At 66.8% G+C, this 21,067-nt stretch carries 19 protein-coding genes; 5 read left to right on the top strand and 14 right to left on the bottom strand.

The features are described from left to right. Nucleotides 1-57 precede the first annotated feature (57 nt). The 3 genes from C666_RS01260 to C666_RS01250 all read right to left on the bottom strand — a co-directional run bounded on the left by C666_RS01260 (nt 58) and on the right by C666_RS01250 (nt 4,062). The gene (locus C666_RS01260; protein WP_004332731.1) at nt 58-2,472 is read right to left on the bottom strand and encodes a TonB-dependent siderophore receptor; all 2,415 of its coding nucleotides are present in this window, start codon (nt 2,470-2,472) and stop codon (nt 58-60) included. 113 nt (nt 2,473-2,585) lie between these two features. Continuing rightward, nucleotides 2,586-3,551, bottom strand: coding sequence for a FecR domain-containing protein (locus C666_RS01255; RefSeq protein WP_004332730.1), 966 nt, complete (start codon nt 3,549-3,551; stop codon nt 2,586-2,588). A gap of 1 nt (nt 3,552) precedes the next feature. Beyond that, a complete protein-coding gene (locus C666_RS01250) occupies nt 3,553-4,062 on the bottom strand; it encodes a sigma-70 family RNA polymerase sigma factor (protein WP_004332729.1) in 510 nt (169 codons plus the stop codon). Between the two features lie 145 nt (nt 4,063-4,207). Here C666_RS01250 and C666_RS01245 point away from each other — a divergent pair, with 145 nt between their 5' ends. Beyond that, entirely contained in the window at nt 4,208-4,630 is a 423-nt protein-coding gene (locus C666_RS01245; protein WP_004332728.1) for a DUF6491 family protein, read from the top strand. A gap of 136 nt (nt 4,631-4,766) precedes the next feature. Here the strand turns inward: C666_RS01245 and C666_RS01240 are convergent, their stop codons facing one another. From C666_RS01240 to C666_RS01230, 3 genes are all read right to left on the bottom strand, one after another. Continuing rightward, entirely contained in the window at nt 4,767-7,271 is a 2,505-nt protein-coding gene (locus C666_RS01240) for a TonB-dependent siderophore receptor (RefSeq protein WP_004332727.1), read from the bottom strand. An 87-nt stretch (nt 7,272-7,358) separates the two neighbouring features. After that, nucleotides 7,359-8,336, bottom strand: coding sequence for a FecR domain-containing protein (locus tag C666_RS01235; RefSeq protein ID WP_038000724.1), 978 nt, complete (start codon nt 8,334-8,336; stop codon nt 7,359-7,361). Beyond that, complete coding sequence (locus C666_RS01230; RefSeq protein ID WP_004332725.1) at nt 8,333-8,854, bottom strand: sigma-70 family RNA polymerase sigma factor; 522 nt, start codon at nt 8,852-8,854, stop codon at nt 8,333-8,335. The genes C666_RS01235 and C666_RS01230 overlap by 4 nt, the downstream gene beginning before the upstream one ends. Nucleotides 8,855-9,057: 203 nt before the next feature. Between C666_RS01230 and C666_RS01225 the strand changes: the two genes are divergently transcribed. Both C666_RS01225 and C666_RS01220 read left to right on the top strand, forming a co-directional pair. Beyond that, entirely contained in the window at nt 9,058-9,564 is a 507-nt protein-coding gene (locus C666_RS01225; RefSeq protein ID WP_004332722.1) for a MarR family winged helix-turn-helix transcriptional regulator, read from the top strand. After that, a complete protein-coding gene (locus tag C666_RS01220) occupies nt 9,561-10,337 on the top strand; it encodes a hypothetical protein (protein ID WP_004332720.1) in 777 nt (258 codons plus the stop codon). The genes C666_RS01225 and C666_RS01220 overlap by 4 nt, the downstream gene beginning before the upstream one ends. A 105-nt stretch (nt 10,338-10,442) precedes the next feature. On the opposite strand, the gene C666_RS01215 is transcribed toward C666_RS01220, so the two are convergent. From C666_RS01215 to C666_RS01185, 6 genes are all read right to left on the bottom strand, one after another. Then, complete coding sequence (locus C666_RS01215; protein WP_004332718.1) at nt 10,443-12,980, bottom strand: TonB-dependent siderophore receptor; 2,538 nt, start codon at nt 12,978-12,980, stop codon at nt 10,443-10,445. A gap of 142 nt (nt 12,981-13,122) precedes the next feature. After that, nucleotides 13,123-14,103, bottom strand: coding sequence for a FecR domain-containing protein (locus C666_RS01210; RefSeq protein WP_004332716.1), 981 nt, complete (start codon nt 14,101-14,103; stop codon nt 13,123-13,125). Next, nucleotides 14,093-14,587 carry a sigma-70 family RNA polymerase sigma factor gene (locus tag C666_RS01205; RefSeq protein WP_004332714.1) on the bottom strand — a complete coding sequence of 165 codons (495 nt, stop codon included), beginning with the start codon at nt 14,585-14,587 and terminating at the stop codon, nt 14,093-14,095. Before C666_RS01205 ends, C666_RS01210 begins: the two co-directional genes overlap by 11 nt. 573 nt (nt 14,588-15,160) lie before the next feature. Continuing rightward, complete coding sequence (locus tag C666_RS01195; protein ID WP_211206698.1) at nt 15,161-17,659, bottom strand: TonB-dependent siderophore receptor; 2,499 nt, start codon at nt 17,657-17,659, stop codon at nt 15,161-15,163. Nucleotides 17,660-17,885: 226 nt separating this feature from the next. Further along, the gene (locus C666_RS01190; RefSeq protein ID WP_004332707.1) at nt 17,886-18,881 is read right to left on the bottom strand and encodes a FecR domain-containing protein; all 996 of its coding nucleotides are present in this window, start codon (nt 18,879-18,881) and stop codon (nt 17,886-17,888) included. Continuing rightward, on the bottom strand, nt 18,878-19,390 hold the full coding sequence (locus tag C666_RS01185; RefSeq protein ID WP_004332705.1) for a sigma-70 family RNA polymerase sigma factor: 513 nt from the start codon (nt 19,388-19,390) through the stop codon (nt 18,878-18,880). Before C666_RS01185 ends, C666_RS01190 begins: the two co-directional genes overlap by 4 nt. A gap of 235 nt (nt 19,391-19,625) precedes the next feature. Between C666_RS01185 and C666_RS01180 the strand changes: the two genes are divergently transcribed. Together C666_RS01180 and C666_RS01175 are read left to right on the top strand one after the other, a co-directional pair. Beyond that, nucleotides 19,626-19,862 (top strand): ribbon-helix-helix domain-containing protein, encoded by a 237-nt coding sequence (locus C666_RS01180; protein WP_004332703.1) that lies wholly within the window; start codon nt 19,626-19,628, stop codon nt 19,860-19,862. Nucleotides 19,863-19,866: 4 nt separating this feature from the next. Next, entirely contained in the window at nt 19,867-20,208 is a 342-nt protein-coding gene (locus tag C666_RS01175) for a type II toxin-antitoxin system RelE/ParE family toxin (protein ID WP_004332701.1), read from the top strand. 139 nt (nt 20,209-20,347) lie between these two features. On the opposite strand, the gene C666_RS20280 is transcribed toward C666_RS01175, so the two are convergent. Beyond that, nucleotides 20,348-20,656, bottom strand: a complete 309-nt coding sequence (locus C666_RS20280; protein ID WP_004332699.1) for a CcdB family protein — start codon at nt 20,654-20,656, stop codon at nt 20,348-20,350. 4 nt (nt 20,657-20,660) lie between these two features. Beyond that, complete coding sequence (locus tag C666_RS20275) at nt 20,661-20,915, bottom strand: type II toxin-antitoxin system CcdA family antitoxin (protein WP_004332697.1); 255 nt, start codon at nt 20,913-20,915, stop codon at nt 20,661-20,663. Nucleotides 20,916-21,067 lie beyond the last annotated feature (152 nt).

Raw genomic sequence — 21,067 nt, 5'->3', positions numbered from 1 at the left:
TTCATGCACCGTGTCGACGCAGGGGGTGCCGCCCTCGGCGCGGTCCCCTGCGGCGCATCAGAAGGCGTATTTCATGGAAAGCATGGTGCTGCGCGGCGCCGCATAGTTGCTGTAGCTGCCGGGCCAGCTGTAGTAAGTGCGGTCGAACAGGTTATCCACGTTGAGCGAGACGCTGAGGTGGCGGTCGATCTGGTAGCGTGCCATCAGGCTGGCGATGGTCTGGCTGCCCTGCCAGACATCGTAGCTGCCGGTTTTGCTTTGCCAGCGCAGGCCGCCGCCCACGGTCAGGCCCCGGAGGGCGCCGGGCAGGCGGTAGCGGGTGTACAGCTTCAGGCTGTTGCGCGGCAGGAAGGTGTTGAGGCGCTCGCCGTCCGCGTCGGTGGTACGTGTATGCGCATAGCCGGCGGCGAGTTGCCAGCCCTCGGTCAGTTCGCCGTTGACTTCGAGTTCGATGCCCTTGGAGGTGGTGTCCTGCTCGGCGGAGTAGATGAGTCCCACGCCCGTCCACACGGGGAGGTTGTCCTGCCTGGTGTGGAACAGCGCCGCGCTGGACTGCAGCCGGCCGCCGAAGTGGCCGCCCTTGATGCCGATTTCGTAGCCCGTGCCTTCGAGCGGGTCCAGCGTGCTGTCGCTCTCGTCCTTCACCCAGGAGCTTTGTGGGTTGAAAATCTTGGTGGCACTGGCATAGGCCGACCATTCCTTGTTCAGGGCATACACGGCGCCCACGTAGGGCACGACGACATTTTCGCGCAACGACTCCAGGCTCGCGCTGCCGTCGTCGCCCCAATTGCGTTCGTCCTGCTCCCAGCGCACGACGCGGGTGCCGAGGATGAGCTTGAGGTCGTCGGACAGGTGGAGGCGGCTGCTCAGGTAAGCGGCGTTGTTGCGGGTCTTGGTGGACGAGCCACCGCTGGCGGTGAAGGCCGGCGCGGCATTGCTGCCGTCCCAGGTGAACAGGTTGTCGATGGCGCCGGCGGGCGAACTGGCGTAGTCGTACTGCCAGCCGCCGTAGGATGGCCCGCTCGTTTTGTAGCGCGAGAGCGTGAGGCCGCCGATCAACTCATGCTCGCGGCCGAACAGCCGGAAGGCGCCGGTCAGGTACAGATCGAGGTTGTGCTGCGTGGGTTTGCCCTTCCAGCGCGTGGGCAGCAGGCTGAGGCCGCTGCCGTCGCGCTGCAGTGCGCCATTGAGGTAGGTGGCGACGAAGTCGTAGTCGACCTCGGTGTAGGTGTACTCGGCCTTGCCGCTCCAACCATTGCTCCATTCCCGCTCCACGGAGACGAAAGCGCTGGTCGTCTTCTGATCGTTGTAGGACCAGCCCGGCGCGGCGTTCGTGGAGCGGGAAAGGCGGGTTCTGCCGCCGTCGGCATAGAAGCCTGGCAGGCCGGAGCGCAGCGGGGAGTCGATGTCAGTGCGCTGGTGGCTGAAGCCCGCGGTCAGCAGCGTGGCGTCGTCCAGATCGGCCTCGGCGATGCCGTAGAGCGTGCCCGACTCCTCCTTGTAGCGGTCCAGCCAGTTGCCGCTGCGTTTGGCGTCGCCCACCAGCCGGCCGCGCACGCTGCCGCTGTCGTTGAGCTTGCCCGAGACATCGAAAGCTGCGCCGCGGCGGCTCCAGTTGCCGGCCTCCACGCTGAGGCTGGCCTGCGGCTTGAGCGTCGGGCGCTTGCGGATCAGGTTGATGGTGGCGGCCGGGTTGCCCATGCCGCTGATCAGGCCGGTGGCGCCGCGCACGATCTCCACGCGGTCATAGATCGCCAGGTTCTGGCTGAAGAGCTGCAGCCCGTCGTTTGTCGGCACACCATCGATCTCGAAGTTGCGGATCTCGAAGCCGCGTGCGTAGTAGCCGTAGATCTCGTCGCCCACGCCTTCCTTGGCCACATGGACGCCGGGCACCGTGTCCAGCAGTTCGGTCAGTGTGGTCACGTTGCGGTCCTCGATCTGCTGGCGCGTCACGACCGTCAGCGACTGCGGCGTCTCCTGCGGCGCGAGGTTCAGGCGGGTGGAACTGCTCGAAGAGTAGGTGGTGTAGAGGCCGGTGCCCTCGGTGATGGCGCCCGGCGCCTTGCCGGAGATGACGACGGCTGACAGTTGCGTATCGGGAGGCGCGGCGGCGGGGCTTGTCGCTTTGCGTAGCACGTAGTTGCCTTCGCCGCGGTGAATCGCTTCCAACCCGCTGCCGGCGAGCAGGCGGGCCAGGCCGGCGTCCGGCGTATAGCCGCCATTCAGCGCGGGGGCGTGCAGGTTTCGCGTCTGCGACGCGTCGAAGGAGAGGGTGATGTTGGCCTGGGCGGCAAAGGTGGTGAGCGCGCGGTCGAGCGGGCCGGCTGGAATGTGGTAGTTGCGCGGCGCCGTTTGTGCCTGGGCCGATGTGCTCATCAGTGCCGCCGTGGGGCCGGCGAGAGCGAGGCCCAGCAGCGCGGCGCGCAGGGCATGGACCAGCGGACGCGGGTGGGACGGGAAAGGATGTGCCATGACGAGAATTTCCTCTTTTCCGGATTGGCCATAGAAAAAGGCGCGGAAAGCGCCTCCATCTGGTTGGCCGTTCGAGATGGAAAAAGAGCAACCCCCTCGAAAAGAAATAGTGCTTATCCCGTTTTTTCTCGCGCCGCTTCGACCTTGACCCAATAGCGGGTCAGGTGGCGCAGTCTGACGGGTAGCGATTCTGCGATGGTTTCGAGCACGGCATCGGTGTCGTGCAGGCGGAAGGTGCCGGACAGGCGCAGGCCGGCGACTTCGGGCGCACAGGCGATGCGGCCGGGGCGATGGCGTTCGAGTTCGGCCAGGAAGTCGTCGAGCCGGCGGTCAAGGGCGATGAGCTTGCCGTCGCGCCAGGCGCCTGCGCCGGGTTCGAGCGGTGCCGGGGCGGATACGCCGTGTGCGGAAAAAGCCGTCTGTTGCCCGTGGTCGATGCGTACGACGGGACCGGTATGGGGGCGGATTTCGACCGCGTGTTCGAATACGGCGATGTGGGTTTGCCCATCGTCGCGGCGGACGCTGAAGCGCGTGCGGAGGGCGCGGATCGCGCCGTGTTCGATATGCACTTCGAAGGGGCGCGGGTCATTGGCCGTCTGCACCATGATTTCCCCGCTCAGCAGGCGCAGCAGGCGCAGATCGGGGCCGTAGTCGATGTCGACCGCGGAGGCGGTATTGATGTCCAGTGTGCCGCCGTCGGCCAGCTCGATGCGCCGCCGCTCGCCGGTGCCGGTGCGCTGGTCGGCACGGGCGATGCGCCAACCGGTTTCGATGTCCGGCAGCAAGGCGCCGACGGTGCCGGCCGACAGCAGCAGCGTCAGCAGCTTGACCGTGCGCCGGCGCTTGGCGCGGGCGGCCGAGGCCGTGCCAAGGGTGGCTTGCGCGACGTCGCCGGGCAGGCTGTTCAGCCGCTGCTCCAGCGCCTGCATGCGTTCCCAGGCTTCGCGATGGGTGGCGTCGGCGGCCAGCCAGCGTTCCCAGGCGGCGTGCTCGTCCGGCCGCGCTGCTTCATCGTTCAACTGGACGTACCAATGGGCGGCGGCTTCGAGTACGTCGCGCGGCAGCGCGCAGCGGCTCATCTCAGCTCTCGCTCAGGATCAGGCATTGCGCCAGGGCGCGGGCCAGGTGCTTCTTGACGGTGGTTACCGAGACTCCGAGCTGCTTGCCGATTGCCGCATACGTCAAGCCCTCGAACTTCGCGAGCAGGAAGATCTCCCGCGCGCGCGTGTCGAGCTGGTCGAGCATGCGGTCGATGGCGACCAGGGTTTCGAGGATCAGGGCGCGGGTTTCCGGCGACACCGCCAGCGGTTCGGGCCGGGCAGCGAGGGTTTCCAGCCAGGCCTCTTCGATGCTCAGGCGGCGGAAGCGGTCGACGACCAAGCCGTTCGCGATGGTGGCCAGGTACTTGCGCGGTTCTTCGATCGCTGCCGCGTTGCGGGAGGCCAGCACGCGCAGGAAGGTATCCTGGGCCAGGTCGGCGGCGTCGAACTGATTGCCCAGCTTGCGTCGCAGCCAGCCGTTGAGCCAGCCGTGGTGGTCGGCATAGAGTTCGGCGAAGAGGCGGTCCGAAGGTGGAATGGCGGTGCTCAAACGGAGGCTCCGGGCAGGCGCTGGCTGAGCCGTCTAGGCATTGCTGGCTATAATTGAGAAAGCTTCTCATTTTTCATGTTTTGAACAGAAGCGTCAAACGGCTGCCAGGTCGAACACCGGGCGGCCGACGCAAAGGAGCGCGGAAATGCGTACGAGCTTCCCGATCCGCGCCGGCAGGGCCGCCGCCGCGGTCCTGCTGGTGCTGTCGTCTGCCTGCACGTCGATGGAGAAGGCCGACGGGCCCGTCGATCTCGCCCAGGCGCTGCAGCAGCGCGGCTATCGGCTGGGCGAGACGCTTCGCTCGCTGCCGTCGTTCGCCTTGTCCGGCTGGAGCTACATCGACGAGCATCACATCCAGATCGACGACGGCCCCGGACGCGTCTACCTGGTGAAGTTCACGTCGCCATGCCCGGAACTGGCCTGGGCGGACCGCATCGGCTACACCACCACGGCGGGCACCTTCAGCCGCATGGAGCGCATCCTGGCGCGCGACGCGGGGCGCCCGGTGAGTTGCCCGGTGGGGGAGCTGTATACGCTGGAGCGGATGGAGAAAGCGCCGGGGCCGTAGTAGTGCCGGGATGTGGCGCCGGAGCCGGCGCGGGCGTCTGCAGGGGGGCGGGTGCGGATTTGTAAGTGCGGCAGTGTGACCCTTGACGGGCTTCACGTTGGTGAGAAACCCGTCAAGGGAGTGCCGCGTATGTCGGTCAGAAGTTGTAACGCAGATTCAGCGCCACGCTACGCGGCGCGCCGTACATGCCGGAGTACCACCAGTCGGATACCGAGGCGATGTACTTCTTGTCGAACACGTTGTTGACGTTCAGCGTGGCCGACAACTGGTCGTCGAAGTCGTAGCGCGCCATCAGGCTGACAACGCTGTACGGCTTCTGCTCCCAGTACAGATTGCGGCCGATCTGCCAGGCGCTGACTGTCGAATACACTTTGCTCTGCCAGTTCACGCCGCCGCCCACGGTCAGGCTGTTGAGCTCGCCGGGCAGGCGATAGGTGGTCCACAGCTTAGCTAGGTGGCGCGGGAAGATGGTGCGGATGCGTTCGCCCTTGGCGTTTTCCGTCTCGCTGTAGGTCCACGAGGCCGAGATATTCCAGTTATGGGTCAGGGCGCCAGAAACTTCGACATCGACACCTCGGGTTTTGGCACCTTTGACGGCGCGAGAGGCTCGGTTCGTGGTACCGGGGACGAAGTAGCCGGGGTCGGACTCGGACAGGTTGTCCTGCCTGATCTCGTACAGCGCCACGGCGCTGTTTAGCCGGCCGCCGAGCCAGCCGCTCTTGAGGCCAATTTCATGGTTTGCGCCCTCGCGTGGGTCGAGCAGCGCACCGTATCGATCCTGAGCGGTCTGGGGTTTGTAGATGGTCGAATAGCTCGCGTAGGCCGTGTGCGTACCGTCGATGTCGTAGACCAGCCCGCCGTAGGGCGTCCATACGCTGTTTTCGGAGGCCGGTGTGGCGCTGTAATAACCGGCGATGTTCTGCGTGATGGCGTTCGAGTCGTAGCTGAAGACCTTGGTCCCGGCGATGAGCCTGAGCCGGTCGCTCAACTGGAAGCGGCCCGCAGCATACAGGCTCTTCTGCCGCCTCGGGTTGTCGAACGTAACGAAAGTTTCTTCATACTGTCCCGTACCGGAACGGTCCCAGGTGTGCAGATTTGCTGCGCCGTATCGTCCGCTTTCGTCGAAGCTGCCTTTGGTGTAGTTGGTGAAATCCTGGTAGTCGGCGCCAAACACCAGATCGTGCTGCCGGCCGAACAGGGACAGCGGGCCGCGTACGTTCACGTCGAGGCTGTCGATCTCCAGACGGTGGTTGCGGCGGTCTGCGTTGAGTGAAAGGCCATCGCCAGTCACAGGGTCTGCGAAGCTGGAATTGCTGCTGAGGTAGATCGCTTCCTCCAACTGCGATGAGCGCAGACGGTTGGCGGATACCTTGAGCCTCCAGTTGCCGCCCAGTGCCTGGTCCAGCGTGGCGAAGGCGGCCGTGGTCCGGCTGTCGAAGCGATTGTCGCGGCTGGCGGGACTGAAGGCGCGTGGCAGGTCCGTCCGTGCGCCGTTGCTGTACCACAAGGGAAAACCGAGGTAGGCGAAAGAACCCTGCGTTTCGCCGCGCTGGTGCTCGACGCCCACGGTGAGGCGAGTGCTGTCCGTCAGATCGGCTTCCAGCACACCGTAGAATACTTTTTTCTCGTTGCCGTAGTGGTCGATGAAGCTGTCGCCGTCCTGCCATGCGGCGACGAAACGGCCGCGCAGGCTGCGCCCTTGGTTGACCGGGCCGGACAAGTCCAGCATCCCGCGTTTGTTGCGCCACGAGCCCAGGCTCCCTTCGATGGCTCCCTGGAATTCGGCGGTCGGTTTCTTGCGCACCATGTTGATGGTACCCGACGGATCGCCGGCGCCGCTCATCAGGCCTGAGGCGCCGCGCAGTACCTCGATGCGATCATAGATGGCCATGTCGGCCGCGCTCTGGGAGGCTTGTGATGCCAGCCCTTCGTTATGGGAAGCGGTGTTCACGCCATCCAACTGATAGTTGTCGATCGCGTAGCCGCGCGCGTTGAAACCGGCCCGCTCAGTGCCGAGCGAATACTGGGTGATGCCCGGCACCTGCGCCATGACCTGTGACACCGTTGTCAGCCCCTGATCATCCATGCGCTGCTTGGTCACCACGCTGACCGACTGCGGTGTTTCCCTGACCGTCAGACCCAGCGGGGTCGCGGTGCCGATGGGGCCGGCCGGGGTGTAGCGGCCGGTGCCTTCCGTCGCACCGCCGCGGTTGCCTTGCGCGGTGACGGTCACCGGCGCCAGCCGCACCTCGCCGCCGGGGCGGGCGGTGACCACATAGGCCCGGCCGCTGCCGCTGGCTTCGAGGCCGGAGCCGGCGAGAATGCGGGCGAGTCCGTCCTCGATGGCGTAGCTGCCTTGCAGGCCGTTGCTGGCCTTGCCGGCGACGAGCGCGGGCGGGATGGTGAGGCTGATGCCGGCGCGCGCGGCGAATGCGGTGAGCACCTGTTCCAGCGGTCCGGCGGCGAGGTCGTAGGCGATGCGGCCCTGGCCGGCCGTGGGTCGGGTGTCGGCGGCGCTGGCCGGGGTACTGAAGACGCTGCTGCCAGCGGTAAGCAACGTCAGCGCCAGCAGAGCGTGGCGGACGGCGTGTGCGGAGCGGGTGAGCCGGGTGGGGCAGGCGGGCCCGTGTGCTTGGTGCATTGCGGTGTTTCCTGTGTGTGGATGAAAGGGTTTCCGTTCATTCACACGCGAGCACCGCGAAAAGGGACAGCGCGCAGAAAATTTTTTTCAGTGCCTGGTGCCGGCCGGGGTCAGCGTGACCCAGTAGCGGCTGCGGTAGTGCACCTGTATCGGGATGGCCCGGGGCAGGCTGGCCAGGATGGCGTCCGTGTCGTCCAACTGGAAGGCGCCGGAGATGCGCTGGTCGGCCACCGCCGGATCGCAGCGCAGCAGGCCGGCGCGGTGGCGCGCCAGTTCGGCGGCAAAGTCGCCGAGGCGCATGTTGCGGGCGATCAGCAGGCCGCGCGTCCACTCCGCGCCCTGCGGGTCGGCGTCCTGCGGGGTGCCGGGGGTGGTTTGGGTGAAGCGGGCCTGCTGGCCGGGTTGCAGGATGAGGTGTTCCTGGCTGCCGGCGGGCTGGATGCGCACCGCGCCGGCCAGGACGCTCACCCGGGTGTGATCGGCTTCCTGGCGGAGCGTGAAGCGGGTGCCCAGCGCGTGTGCGGCGCCGTGGCGGGTTTCCACGCGCAGCGGGCGGGGCGGGTTGTAGGAGTCCAGGGCGGTGTCGACCAGGATTTCGCCGGCGTGCAGTTGCAGCACGCGGGCGTGGGCGTCGTAGCGCACGTCCACCGCCGAGGCGGTATTGAGGTGCAGCCGGGTGCCGTCGGCCAGGGTGATCTCGCGCCGCTGGCCGGTGGCGGTGCGGTGTTCGGCGAGCCGTTCGCGGGCCGGTTGGCTGTTCCACGCCAGCCAGCCGGCCGGCGCGGCGCACAGCAGCAGCGCCAGGGCCTTGGCGGCGTTGCGGCGGCCGTTGGCGCGCTTGCGGTTGAGGGTGGGCAGGGCGAGTTGCGGCGGCAGGCCGGCCAGGGTCTTGCCCAGCTGTTCGGCGCGCTGCCAGGCCAGTTCGTGGCGTGGGTCGGCCGCGCGCCAGGCGGCGCAGGCGGTCTGCTCGTCCGGTGAGGCGCCTTCCTGGAGGCGGAAATACCACTCCGCTGCGGCAATGGCGATGCGCTCGTCCATGGGGGAGACGTGTGCCGGGGCATTCATGGCGCGAGCACGATGCAGCGTGCCATGGCCTGCACCATGTAGCGTTTGACCGAGCGCTCCGAGAGCTCAAGGCGCACGGCGATTTCAGCGTAGCCCAGGCCTTCGATCTGGGCCAGCAGGAAGGCCGCGCGGACCTTGGGCGGCAGACCGTCGAGCAGGGCATCGAGTTCGTTCAGCGCTTCGAGGATGAGCAGATGCTCCTCGGGTGACGGCATCAGGGCTTCGGGCTGCTGCGCCAGGGCTTCCAGCCAGGCGGCTTCGAGGCTTCGGCGGCGGTACAGATTGGCCACCAATCGGTTGGCCACCACCGACAGATAGGCACGCGGCTCGCGAAGCTTCCAGCCGGCCTGGCGCTCTGGCGTGTCTTCGCGCGAGCACATCAAGCGCAGGAAGGTGTCCTGCGTCAGGTCGGCCGCATCGCCGGCATTGCCCAGCTTGCGCTTGAGCCACCCCTGCAGCCAGCCGTGGTGGTCGCGATAAAGCGTGTCGAGCGGATCGGGACGGGCAGCGGTACTCACGCGGGGCTCCGGGAAGTGGGGCTCTGGCTGGGACGCTGGTGGCGGACGTAGCTGGCCGTTAAGAATGTTTCTCATTCTCCGATGTGTGGTGCCGGGGGTCAATGCCGGCGCGCGGCGCAGAGCACGTGCTTGTGTTGCGGGCCCTTTCCCCCACAGCGTATCCGCAATATGATTAGTCGCCATATTATATGCCGGCCTCAATTATGGATCTTGAACAGAAATACCAGGCGCTTCTGGGAGAAGCGCAGCGCCGCGGACTGCCCGATGTGGACGGCATCCGCCTGTGTTTCCAGGCACTTTCGCTGACTGCGGCAATCGACCGCGACTGCGCCTCGCGACTGGCGCCTCATGGTTTGTCGGAAGGCCGCTTCGTGCTGCTGTTCCTGCTCGATTCCGCACGCGGTGGACTGGCTCCGAACGTGCTGGCGGAGCAGGCCGGCGTTACCCGCGCCACCGTCACGGGGCTGCTCGATGGCCTGGAGCGCGATGCCCTGGTCGAGCGCCATGCAGACCCCGGCGATCGCCGTGCCTTGCGCATCCGGCTGACGGCGAAGGGCAGCCTGATGGCGAGACGGCTGTTCGACGAGCACAGCCGCTGGATCGCCGGCCTGTTCGGCAAGCTGTCGACAGACGAGCGTGGGCAACTGGCGGCACTGCTCGCTAAGGTGGCGGATAACCTGGATGCGGGCAACGCAGGGAGAGCGGCATGAGCGCACAGGCTTCACGCAAGGGCGCGACCCGGACGGCGGACATCCCGGCGGACGTGCTGCATGCCTTGTCGAGCGGTGAAATACAGAGCGCCACCTTGGCCGAATGCCTGGCGCTCGACCACGGCCGGCTGTTGCGCATGGCCTTTCCCGGCCTGCCGGCACAGGCGCTGGATGTCGCCGAGGCCGCCTGCGGGCTTGGCATCGTCAAGCGGATGGCGGGCATCGGCGAAGTGCTGCTGCAGGCTTTGGGGGAGAACGGCATCGACCGCTGCCGGGAACATGGGTCGGACACCGTGCGCGGCTGGGCCTGCTTCATGATCGGCATGCAACCGGGGCTGGATCTGCCCGCCCGGCTGACCGCCATCCGGCCCTTGGCGGACGACGCGCACTTCGGCGTGCGCGAGTGGGCCTGGATGGCCGTGCGCCCGCATCTGGCGCGGGAACTGGATGGTGCCATCGAGCTCTTGGCGGCGTGGACGGCGTCGCCATCCGAGCGCCTGCGCCGCTTCGCCAGCGAGGCACTGCGCCCGCGCGGTGTGTGGTGCGCCCACATCGCGGCGCTGAAGCTTCGTCCCGAGCGCGGCCTGCCGATTCTTCTGCCGCTACGCGCCGATCCGTCGGCCTATGTGCAGGACTCGGTGGCGAACTGGCTCAACGACGCGGCAAAGGACCAGCCCGCCTGGGTGCAAGCTCTCTGCGGCCAATGGCTGCGGGACGAACCGGTTGCCGCCACCCGGCGCATCTGCCAGCGCGCATTGCGCAGCATCAAGTGAAGGCCGTGGCACCCCTCTCGTATGCCGGCGTCGGATGCTGATCGCGCTCATGTGGGGCGCTTCCATTCTACGTGGCGGAGGACGGCGGGCGCCGCCGCCTGTGCCCTACTGCCGCCAGGTCAGCGTCAGCATGGCGCTGCGCGGCGTGCCGAACCAGTTGCCGTTGGTGGTATCGCCGATGCGCTCGTAGTACTCGCGGTCGAACAGGTTGTTGACGTTGAGCGCCAGCGTCCACTGCGGGTCCAGGCGGTACTGCACCATGGCATTGACCACCGCGTAGCCGCCCTCACGGAAGTCGTAGGCCCGATCGGCGCCATTGATGGTGGCGCTGCCGCTGACCAGGGTCCTGCTCTGCACGTGCGCGCTGCCGCCCACCTTCCAGCGCGACCAGTCGCCCGGCAGCGTGTAGGCCGTGGACAGCTTGAGCAGATGGCGTGGCGTGATGGTGCTGAAGGTGTTGCCGGCGTTCTCGTCGCGCGTGCGGTTGTAGGTATAGCCCAGCGCGATCTGCCAACCGGGTAGCAGTTCTCCGCCGATCTCCACGTCCACGCCGCGGCTGGTGACCTTGCCCTGCGGCAGATAGCAGCAGTTGCCGGCCCAGGCGTCGTAGTTGGAGGGATAGCGGGCGTCGAGCAGGGCGGTGCCGGTGCGTTCGACGTTGAACACGCTGAACGTGGCGTTGAGGCGGCCGCCGTACAGTTCGCCTTTCAGGCCGGCCTCGTAGCTCTTGCCCTTGACCGGATCGAGCGAGCCGCTTCCCGGCGGCGGACCGGCGAGCATCAGCGATTGGGGCTTGTAGATGCCGGCATAGCTCAGGTAGGCGGACCACGCGTCGTTCAGATCGTAGATCACCCCGCCGTAAGGGGTGATCTTGGTCTTCAGCGTGAACGGCAGATCGGAGGTGGTGGTCCACGGCGCCGAGGCCGAGGACGCGGAGGAAACGCGCTGGTCGAAGTCGTAGCGGCTGGCGCGTACGCCGGCGACCACGTGCAGGCGATCGGTGGGATGCAGGCGCAGCACCGCGTAGCCACCGACCTGTTCCTGGCCCCAGGGGCCGTAGCGCAGGTGGTTGCGCAGGGATACGTCGCGGTCCGGATTCCAGTTGCCGCCACTGTCGAGCACATCCGCCGGATCGCTCCAGTGGCCGGGGAAGGTGGAAGCCACCCAGCGGCTCGTCACACGTTGCCAGTCCGCGCCCACCAGCAGTTCGTGCGTGCGGCCGAACAGCTTGAAGTTGCCGCTGAGGTTGAGGTCGACCAGATCCTGCTGGTTCTCGTACTCGTAGTGGCCGCCGGCCCAGACGCCCAGACCAGTGGCGGGATCGACCGGGCCGCCGACGAAGGCGGTATTGGCTTCCGTGTCGGTTTCGCTGTGGGTCAGGTTGAGCTTGAGCGCCCAGCCGTTGGCGAAGGTATGAGCAAGCTGGGCGAATACCTCGGTTTCGTCGCTGTCCTTGTAGGCCCAGGGCTGGGTCAGGCTGGTGCTGCGCTTGAGATCGAGCGCGCGGCCGTCGGCATAGCGCGGCAGGCCGCTGCCACCGCCGGTTTCCTTGCGGCGGTTGAAGCTGCCGCCCAGCGTGAGCAGGGTGTCGTCACCCAGGTCGGCCTCGACCACGCCGTAGAAGGCCGGGCGCTCGGTGCTGCGGTGGTCCAGGTGGTAGTCGCGGTTCTCGTAGAGCACCACGGCACGGCCGCGGATGTGGCCGTCCTCGGTCAATGGGCGGCTGAAGTCCGCCATTGCGCGGTAGTGGTCCCAGCTACCGGCGGACAGTTCCAGCACGGTCCGGGCCTCGGCCAGCGGCTTCTTGCGCGCCAGGTTGATGATGCCGCCGGGGTCGCCCATGCCGCCGAGCAGGCCAGAGGCGCCGCGCATGACTTCCACGCGGTCGTAGAACGCCATGTCCTGCAATGGGCTATAGGTATAGGCGCCGAGTGCCAGCGGGGCGCCGCCGTCCACCTGCATCGAGGTGATCTGGAAGCCGCGCGAGTAGAAGTTGAAGGAATTGTCGTTCATCCGGTTCACGGTGACGCCGGGCATCAGCTTCAGCGCGTCGTTGATGTCGACCAGCTTCTGGTCGTCAATCTGCGCGCGGGTGAGCACGGAAACCGATTGCGGAATCTCGCGGAAGGCCATGTCGGTCTTCGAGGCGATGCTGGTCACCCGGCTGGTGTAGGCGCCGCTGTCTTCCGTGGTGCCGTCTCCGGCCCGCCGCGCGAGGACGCGCACCGCCGCCAGCCGGGTGGGCAATTCGGCATTGCCTGAGGCCGGCGCCTGGCGCAGCAGGTAGCCGCCGCGGGGTTGGGGCACGGCTTCCAGCCCGCTCTGGCGGAGCAGTTCATGCAGCGCGGCGGCCGTGGTGTAGCGGCCCTGCAGGCCGGGGCTCTGGCGGCCCGTGGTGAGTTCGGTGGAAAAGGACAGCAGCAGGCCGCTTTCCACGCCGAAGCGGTTCAACACATCGGTGAGGCTGCCGGCCGGAATGGTGTAGGCGCGGCTTTCCTCCTGCTGGGCGTGCAGGGCGACCGGCAGCAGCGTGGAAGCCAGGGCTGCGCCCAGCGCTACGTGGCGCAGCGTGCGTGCCAGTGCATGCATGCGCAGGCGGGAAGAGTGGTGGGCGGTGCCGCTGGAACGCGCGGGTTGCTTCATGAAATTCCCCTTTCGTGGATGGGCAGGAAAACGCAGGTCTCGTTATCCATGCCCCGCGAAAACGGAATCGGGATCACAGGTGCTCAAAAAAATGTGCGTCCCCCGCCATCGGCGCTTTCCGGCCGGCATCGCCCGTGCGCGCTCAGGCCGGCGACAGGCGCGTTTCCACGCTCCCCCACCAGCGCTTGCGTCGTTCCAGCTGCACCGGCAGCGCGGCGGCGAGCAGATCGAGCACGGCCTCGGGATCGGCCAGTGGATAGGTGCCGCTGACCGTCAGGTGCGCCAGCGCCGGATCGCAGCGTAGCGCGCGGCCGGTGAGGCGGGCCAGTTCGGCGGTGAAAGCGGGCAGGGGCATGTCCTCGGCCACCAGGATGCCGCGCGTCCACGCGGCGTCCTTCTCGTGGGTGGCCGTGGCCGGCTGCACGGCCTGGGCGGTGAACCGGGTCTGCTGGCCGGCGGGAAGCAGGACGGCGGCGGCCTGTTCACCGCTTGCGGGTTCGATGGCGACCGTGCCGGCATGGACGGCCACGCGGGTTTCCGCCTCGCCCACGCCGCTGCGCACGGTGTAGCGCGTACCCAGCGCACGGGCGCGGCCCTGCGGGGTGTCGACGAAGAACGGGCGCCCTTGCGGGTCGGGCGCGGTGACGATGTGAATCTCGCCCTGATGCAGCACCAGCCGCCGGACTTGCCCGTCGAAGCGCAGGTCCAGCGCGGTATCGACGTTGAGATGGATCCGGCTGCCATCCTCCAGCGCGATCTGCCGGCGTTCGCCGCGACCGGTGCGCAGGTCGGCGGCCAGCGCCGGCAGATGGTGGGACTCCGCCACCATCCAGGCACCGCCGCCGGCGCCGAGCAGCACCGCGAGCGTCTTCAGCGCGCGCCGGCGCGATGCGCGCGGCGCCAGCGCCGCATGGGCCAGTGCGGGTGGTAGCTGGCGCAGGTTGGCACCGAAGGCTTCGATGCGTTCCCAGGCCTGGCGGTGCTCGGCGGAAGTGTCGTACCAGCGCTGCCAGCGCGCGCGCAGTTCCGCGTCGTCGCCGCCGGCCTGCAGTTCGACCAGCCACAGCGCGGCTTCCAGGCGGATGTCCTGAGCGTTGCCGGCGCGCTGCGCCTCAGTCGGCATCGGCAAAGCAGCACGCCACCAATGCCTTGGCGACGTAGCGTTTCACGGTCGGCACGGAGACGCCCAGGCGGGCGGCGATTTCGGCCTGCGGCAGGCCGTCCAGCTGCGAGAGCAGGAAGGCGCGGCGTACCAGCGGGCCGAGTGCATCGAGCTGGCGGTCGATGGCGATCAGGGTTTCCAGGATCAGCGTGCGCGCCTCGGGCGAGGGGGCTTCGGCCTGCGGCAGGCGGGCCAGGGTTTCCAGCCAGGCCTGTTCGATCTTCTGGCGGCGGAAATGGTTGGCGACCAGCCCCTTGGCGATGGTTGTCAGAAAAGCGCGCGGCTCCTGCGGGCGAACCAGCCCCTCGCGGTCGAGCAGGCGCACGAAGGTATCGTGCGCCAGATCCGCCGCGCGCTCCGAGCATCCCAGCTTCTTGCGCAGCCAGGCGTGCAGCCAGTGGTGGTGGTCGGCGTACAGCTCAGCGACGGGATGAGCGGTGGGCACGGGAAGCTCCAGGGAGACCGTTAACGGTCCTTAGGGTAATTTTGTATTGATATCGATTCTTATTTTGATGCGTCGAGATTGTCACCGTCAATCGTCTTCGCAAGCAGGCGATTTCCCTGTTGGCTGTTCCGGGCAGCCGAAATCCCTGCGCAATGCGGCTATATCCCAAGACGGTTCGATCAGGTCATCACTGAAATGCAGACCATCGATGGGGCAAGGGCCGCCAGCCGGCTCTCGATCGCCAGAGATTTCCCTTTGATGAGGTAGCTGGCGGTATCGGTATCGAGCATGTACAGCATGGCTATCTCTTTCCGCCGTCGCTGGTCTCCGCCTCGTCGTCAAAGACGCCGCGTTCCGGCGGCGGTCTGTTCAGCGGCCGTTCGGCCATGAGATCGGCCGGTACCTCGACGACGTGCAGCAACTGGAGGCGGTGGTTTGCAGTGGGTCGAAGCCGCCGTCGCGACCAATCGTGAGTGGCTCCGATAAGCGCGAGGACCATGGAGCCGCTATGCAAGCCACATTAGAAAAACGGCGCCTGGGCCGGCGCCGTCTGATTGTGCTGCCCTGACTGAATCAGAAGCTGTACTTGGCGGTCAGCACGAAGTTGCGCGGCTCGCCGAACAGGCTGGCGTTGTCCGGGTAGCCGACAGACCGGTAGTACTCCTTGTCGAAGACGTTGTTGATGTTGAGCTGGAAATCCAGGTTCTTGGTCGGGCTGTAGCCGGCCATCAGATTGACGATGCCGTAACCGCTCTGCCGCACGGTGGCGTAGCCGGCGATGGTGCGCTTGGTCTTGCTCTGGATGCGCGCCGAGGCGCCGATGCGCCAATTCTGGAACCGGCCGGGGAGCTTGTACAGGGTGGAGAGCGTCAGCAGGCGGTGCGGGATATTGGTGCTGAAATCGTCGCCGCTGTTGCCATTCATCGAGTCCTCGACGTATTCCGCTTGCTGGTAGGTGTAGCCGGCGAAGGCGCGCCAGTTGTCGGTGAGATTACCCGACAGTTCCAGTTCGATGCCGCGGCTGCGCACTTCGCCCGCCGCAGCGTAGCATGACGGCAGGGTGGGGCAGCTCGTGGCCGGCAGACTTTCCGGCAGGTTTTCCTGGTTGATCTGGAAGAGCGCCGCACTGGCGTTCAACCTGCCCTGCAGGTATTCCCCTTTGATGCCCAGTTCATAGTTGGTGCCTTCCACCGGGTCCAGCAGGCTGCCGCTGGTGGAGGCGTAGTTCTGTGGGTTGAAGATGCCGGTGACCGAACCATAGACGGTGTGATGGTGGTCGACGTCATAGCTCAGCGCAAGATAGGGCGTGAACTCGGAGCTTGCATCGTAGGCCGTGTTGCCGAGGAAGGTACCGCTCTTGATCGTCTGCTCCAATTCGAACCAGCTCAGCCGGCCGCCGACGAAGAGGTTCAGCGGATCGCCGAGGCTGAATTTCGCCGTCGCATAGGCGCCGTACTCCACCTCTTCCACATCCCGGCTCCAGACATAGTCGATGCCGGGCCCGGGGGGATCAATCGTGTTCTGCCAGTTCGACGGATCGAAGCTGTAGTTGTAAGAGCCTGCGTTGGGCCATCCGCCCGGACCGTCGTCGTAATCCTTGCGCCGGTAATTGGCGCCAATGGCCAGTTGATGCTCGCGGCCGAAGAGGGCGAAGGGGCCGCTTGCCCGGAGATCCACCGAGGTCTGCTTGTGGTGGTAATCGTACTTGCCGACGTTGTAGGTGAAGGTATCGGCCGCGCTGCGCGCGATCAGCGAGGTACCCAGCATGTCCAGCTTGCTGTCGAGGTAGCTGCCTTTCAGCGAGACGCTCCAGTCGTTGGCGAAGCTGTGCTTGAGTTCGCCGAAGACGTTGGTGTTCTCCTTGTTCCAGTATGACCAAGACGGGCTGGCGCGGACGGAGCGCTTGAAGTCGTAGAAGCTGCCGTCGCTGCGGGTGGGCAGACCGTTCCAGTCGGCGCCGGGGTTGTCCTCGGTGTTGTGGTAGGCGCCCAGCGTCAGCAGGGTTCTGTCGCTCAGGTCCGCTTCCAGGATGCCGTAGAAGAGCCGGCGTTCATGGCTGTAGTCCTTGGTGAAGGTATCGCTGTCCTGCAGCGAGACGACGGCGCGGGCACGCAGGCTCCCGGCTTCGTTCAACGGGCCGCCGATGTCCAGGGTGCCGAGGTAGTTGTCCCAGCGGCCGACCGAGGCGGATACCGAGGCTTGCAGGGTATCGGTGGGGCGCTTGCGCAGGAGGTTGATGGAGGCCGAGGGGTTGCCGCTGCCTTCGAGCAGGCCGGTGGCGCCGCGTACCACTTCCATCCTGTCGTACATCGCCAGGCTGGCCGAACCCAGGGTGTCCGAGTCGTGGCCGAGGGCGAGTCCGTCCACCATGATGTTGGTCACGCCGAAGCCGCGGGCGCTGTAGGTGCTGCGCTCGCCGGCGGTGGCCAGGATGGTGAGGCCGGTGGTGTAGGCCAGCGCATCTTCCACGGTGGTCATGCCGCCATCCTCGATGCGGTCGCGGGTGACGACGCTGACCGATTGCGGCGTTTCACGCATGGAGAGGCTGAGCGGGGTAGCGGTATTCATTGCGCCGGAGGTGTAGCTGCCGCTGCCTTCCGTGGTGCCGCTGCGGTCTGCTGCGGCGCTGACCGTCACAGGCGCCAGCCGGGTGTCTTCCCCCGGTGCGGGCCTGGGGGCCACGCGCAGCACATAGGTGCCATTGGCGCGTTCCACGGCTTCCAGCCCGCTGCCGGCGAGCAGGCCGGCCAGCCCGCTGGCGGCGCTGTGCGTGCCGCTCAGGCCAGTGGTGCGCAGCCCTTCCACCAGCCGTGCGTCGGCCTGCACGGAAACACCGGCGCTGGCGGCGAAGCGGGCCAGCGCCTGGGCCAGCGGACCGGCGGGGATGTCGTAAGTCTGCGGCGACGATGGCGCCTGGCCGGTAGTCTGCGCAGCCGCGTGTGTGCCGTAGCCGGTAGCGAGCGCCATGCCCAGCAACAAGGCGCCAAGGCTGGGCCGGCGGCTGACCGGCAGCCGGGGGTGCGCAGAGGCGCGTAATGGAAGAGCATGGGGAAGCGAGGTATTGCGGGGCATGAATGTGTTCCTTTCGTGAAGTCTTGCCGGGTGCTACTTGGGCAATGACACGCGAACTTTCGAAAGGGGACATGCCGCCGAGACTTTTTTCATCGCCGCCCCACCTCCGGAGGCAAAGCGCCCCCTGAGGCGGGCAGGGGGCCGTGGGATACTGCTCCGGCCTGCCTGCGGAACAGGGGGAGGGCAAGGCCGGTATTTCTGCCGTCGCAGATGTGGCAAGCGAGGGTTATTTTTCCGCCTTGGGCGCCGTGATGCCGACCCACCAGCGGGTGCGGTAGACGATGCTGACCGGCAGCGTGTCGGGCAGGGCGGCCAGCGTGGCGTCGATGTTGTCGAGCTGGAAGGCGCCGGTGATGCGCAGGTCGGCCACCGCCGGGTCGCAGCGCAGGATGCCGGGGCGGTGGCGGCCGAGTTCGGCGGCGAAATCCGCCAGCCGGAGCTTGTCCGCCACCAGCAGGCCGCGCGTCCAGTCGCCGGAGTGAGTGGCGGCGGCCTCGACCTTGCCGATGGCCGCGGCGCCGAAACGGGCCTGTTCACCGGCCTGCACGACGAGCGTGGCGGCCGAGGTATGGCGCGGTGCAACCTCGACCGCGCCTTCGATCACGGTGAGGTGAGTATTGCCCGCCGCCGCGCCGCCTTCGGTGCGCACCACGAAACGCGTGCCGAGCGCGCGCAGGCGGCCGTGCGCGGTGCGCACGGTGAAGGGGCGGGGCGGCGTGCGGGCGTGATCGGGCGCGGTTTCGATCAGGATCTCGCCATCGTACAGGCGGATCTCGCGGCGATCCTCGCCATAGGCGATGTCGACGGCGGTAGCGGTGTTCAGATGCAGGATGCCGCCATCGTCCAGCACCAGGCGGCGGCGCTCGCCCGTGGCGGTGTGCTGGGCGGCGGTCAACTGGCCGACCAGGCCATCGTCCCATGCGCGCCAGGTGGCGTAGCTGACCGGGGCGGCGATAAGGAGCACGAGCAGCGTCTTGGCGAACTGCCGCCGCCCGCCGCGGTTGCCGCGGCCCAGCACGGCCATGCCGGCCGCGCCGGGCAAACCACTCAGCATGCCGGCCAGCCGCTCGGCGCGCTGCCAGGCCTGTTCGTGTTCCGGTGCCTCGGCGCGCCAGCGCTGACAGGCCGCCAGATCGGCGGGGCCCGCTTCGCCGGAATGGATCAGCGCCAGCCAGCCGGCGGCGGCGCGCGCGACCTCGCGGGTGAGCGGCGGGCTGCTCATTCGAGGCTCATCAGGCATTCTTCGAACGCCTGCGCCATGTAGCGTTTGACGGTGCGCACGGTGACCCCCAGGCGTTCGCCGATCTCGGCGTAGCCCAGGCCTTCGAGCTGGGACAGCAGGAAGGCGGTGCGCACCTTGTGCGGCAGCGCGTTGAGCAGGGCATCGATTTCGTTGAGTGTGTGGAGGATGAGCAACTGTTCTTCCGGCGATGGCGAGACAGGCTCGGGCATTTGTGACAGCGCGGCCAGCCAGGCGTCTTCCAGCGTCCGGCGGCGGTAATGGTTGGCGACCAGCCGGCTGGCCACGGTGACCAGGTAGGCACGCGGTTCGCGGAGGATCTCCGCTTGGGCGTTGGCCTGCGTCCTGAGCACGCGCTCGAAGGTGTCCTGCACCAGGTCCGCGGCGTGGTGCGAGCAGCCGAGCTTCTTGCGCAGCCAGGCCCGCAGCCAGTTGTGGTGCGCCGAGTAGAGGGCGGCGACGTGCTGATCCTGGGGGCTGGCGGTGCTCAAGCGGATTCTCCGAGGCGATGCGGGCGATGCCAGTGCTTTGCATCGCGGTTTGACGTGCTCACATTTAATCAATAATCGTTCTCATTTTCCAGGAGTTTCCAGGCAAAGACCTTGCCTGGATGCGACCGGCATCCGATTGCCACTGATCGTTGCCGGTGTATTCGTTTTTGAATATATTGAATACATCAGCAAGGTCTTGAGGACTGCCGCCATGCCCCGATCTACGACTACGACCATGACTGTGCGCCTCAGCGGAGCCCTGAGCGACTTCGTCGCCGCGAATGTGGGAGAACACGGTTCCTACGAGAACGTCAGCGAATACATGCGGGACCTCATCCGCCGCGACAAGGAGCGTACCGAACGGGAAGCGCTCGACCGGCTGAAAGCGGAACTGGCCCACGCCTACGCTGCCCCGGAGTCGTCCTATCAGCCGCTGACGGCGGCCGAGGTGATCGCACGCAACCGGGCCTGACGGCATGGCCACCGTGCCCGTCCGTGTCCAGGAATCGGCGTCCTACCGAATCGACGAAATCTACCGCTACACACGCGACCGCTGGGGCGCTCAGCAGGCCGATCGCTACATCGTCGGCCTGTTCGAGGTTTTCGATAGCATCGAGACCCGCGCGACGCCATCGCGGCCCATTCCGGCCGAGTTCGGCATCGAGGGTTATTTCTTCCGCTACGAACGGCATTTCGTCTACTGGCGCAGGTTATCGAATGGTGACATCGGCATCGTGACGATCCTGCACGAGCGGATGCACCAGATCGAGCGCTTCCGCGAAGATTTCGGCCTGGGAGCCCGCCCTGCGGGAAGCTGATGTCCCATACCGTTCGGGCTGCTCTTGAATGCATGAGCATGGCCTGCAACAGGCTCAGGGCGAGCGGTGGCGGGCTGCGCTGCATTCAGGGTTGCAGGAGCGGACCTGGCCGGTGGTTCTCCCGCCGGCCCGAGCCGGCTCAGAAATCGCCGATCACCAGATCGACTGCGGGTTTGATCTTCATCCGGTCGTCCATGCCAAGGCTGCCCACAGGGTTGCGGAGCCGGGTGTTGTCGATGGCGAAGATTTCATCGGCGGAGAGGACGAACGCGCCATGGCCGGGGACATCGACCAAGGGATTCATGACCTCGATGGGCGCTACGCCGACGCGCAGTGGGATGACCACGGACGCGCCCGTCCGGCTGGAAATATGATCATTCTGGACCACCACCAGGAAAGGGATGTCCCTGCGATGGCTGCCGGGATTCGGGTAGATGCCGTACTGCACCCGCTCAAATCCTGTCGAACTCGGTACCGGCCAGGCCGGTCCGTGCAATCGCCCGGCCGTGTTCGCATAGCGCCCCGGCATTGCGCTCGACCCATTTCCGGCGCTCGACGCGTTCGGCGATCGTGCGGAACAGATGCTCCGCCTCGGCGGAGAAATTGACCTCGTCGCGCAGGGGCTCGATGCGATCCAGCACCTCCTGGCTGATCGACAGCTGAATTCTTCCCTTGCGCGGGGAAATGCAAGGCTTGGTGGTGTCCATGGCAGCCTCCTGAGTATGCGCATGATTGTGCGCATCACATGGTGTGGCGTCAAGGAGCGCTACGGGGGCCGCTACTGGAGGACAGTATGGCCCCGGCGGGTTTTTCGCCGGGGCCGTTCGTTCATGAGGCGGTCGAGACACGGCCTGAATGA

Origin of the sequence: Thauera linaloolentis 47Lol = DSM 12138, from assembly GCF_000310205.1 — a bacterium.
In the GTDB taxonomy this organism is placed as follows: Bacteria; Pseudomonadota; Gammaproteobacteria; order Burkholderiales; family Rhodocyclaceae; genus Thauera; species Thauera linaloolentis.
Note: the sequence above shows the minus strand (reverse complement) of the source record. Positions and strands in the feature narration are given on the sequence as shown.

Coding starts and splice junctions, on each gene's coding strand:
- C666_RS01260 (WP_004332731.1), bottom strand. CDS start 2,472: ATGGCACATCCTTTCCCGTCCCACCCGCGTCCGCTGGTCCATGCCCTG.
- C666_RS01255 (WP_004332730.1), bottom strand. CDS start 3,551: ATGAGCCGCTGCGCGCTGCCGCGCGACGTACTCGAAGCCGCCGCCCAT.
- C666_RS01245 (WP_004332728.1), top strand. CDS start 4,208: ATGCGTACGAGCTTCCCGATCCGCGCCGGCAGGGCCGCCGCCGCGGTC.
- C666_RS01240 (WP_004332727.1), bottom strand. CDS start 7,271: ATGCACCAAGCACACGGGCCCGCCTGCCCCACCCGGCTCACCCGCTCC.
- C666_RS01235 (WP_038000724.1), bottom strand. CDS start 8,336: ATGAATGCCCCGGCACACGTCTCCCCCATGGACGAGCGCATCGCCATT.
- C666_RS01225 (WP_004332722.1), top strand. CDS start 9,058: ATGGATCTTGAACAGAAATACCAGGCGCTTCTGGGAGAAGCGCAGCGC.
- C666_RS01220 (WP_004332720.1), top strand. CDS start 9,561: ATGAGCGCACAGGCTTCACGCAAGGGCGCGACCCGGACGGCGGACATC.
- C666_RS01215 (WP_004332718.1), bottom strand. CDS start 12,980: ATGAAGCAACCCGCGCGTTCCAGCGGCACCGCCCACCACTCTTCCCGC.
- C666_RS01210 (WP_004332716.1), bottom strand. CDS start 14,103: ATGCCGACTGAGGCGCAGCGCGCCGGCAACGCTCAGGACATCCGCCTG.
- C666_RS01195 (WP_211206698.1), bottom strand. CDS start 17,659: ATGCCCCGCAATACCTCGCTTCCCCATGCTCTTCCATTACGCGCCTCT.
- C666_RS01190 (WP_004332707.1), bottom strand. CDS start 18,881: ATGAGCAGCCCGCCGCTCACCCGCGAGGTCGCGCGCGCCGCCGCCGGC.
- C666_RS01180 (WP_004332703.1), top strand. CDS start 19,626: ATGACTGTGCGCCTCAGCGGAGCCCTGAGCGACTTCGTCGCCGCGAAT.
- C666_RS01175 (WP_004332701.1), top strand. CDS start 19,867: ATGGCCACCGTGCCCGTCCGTGTCCAGGAATCGGCGTCCTACCGAATC.
- C666_RS20275 (WP_004332697.1), bottom strand. CDS start 20,915: ATGGACACCACCAAGCCTTGCATTTCCCCGCGCAAGGGAAGAATTCAG.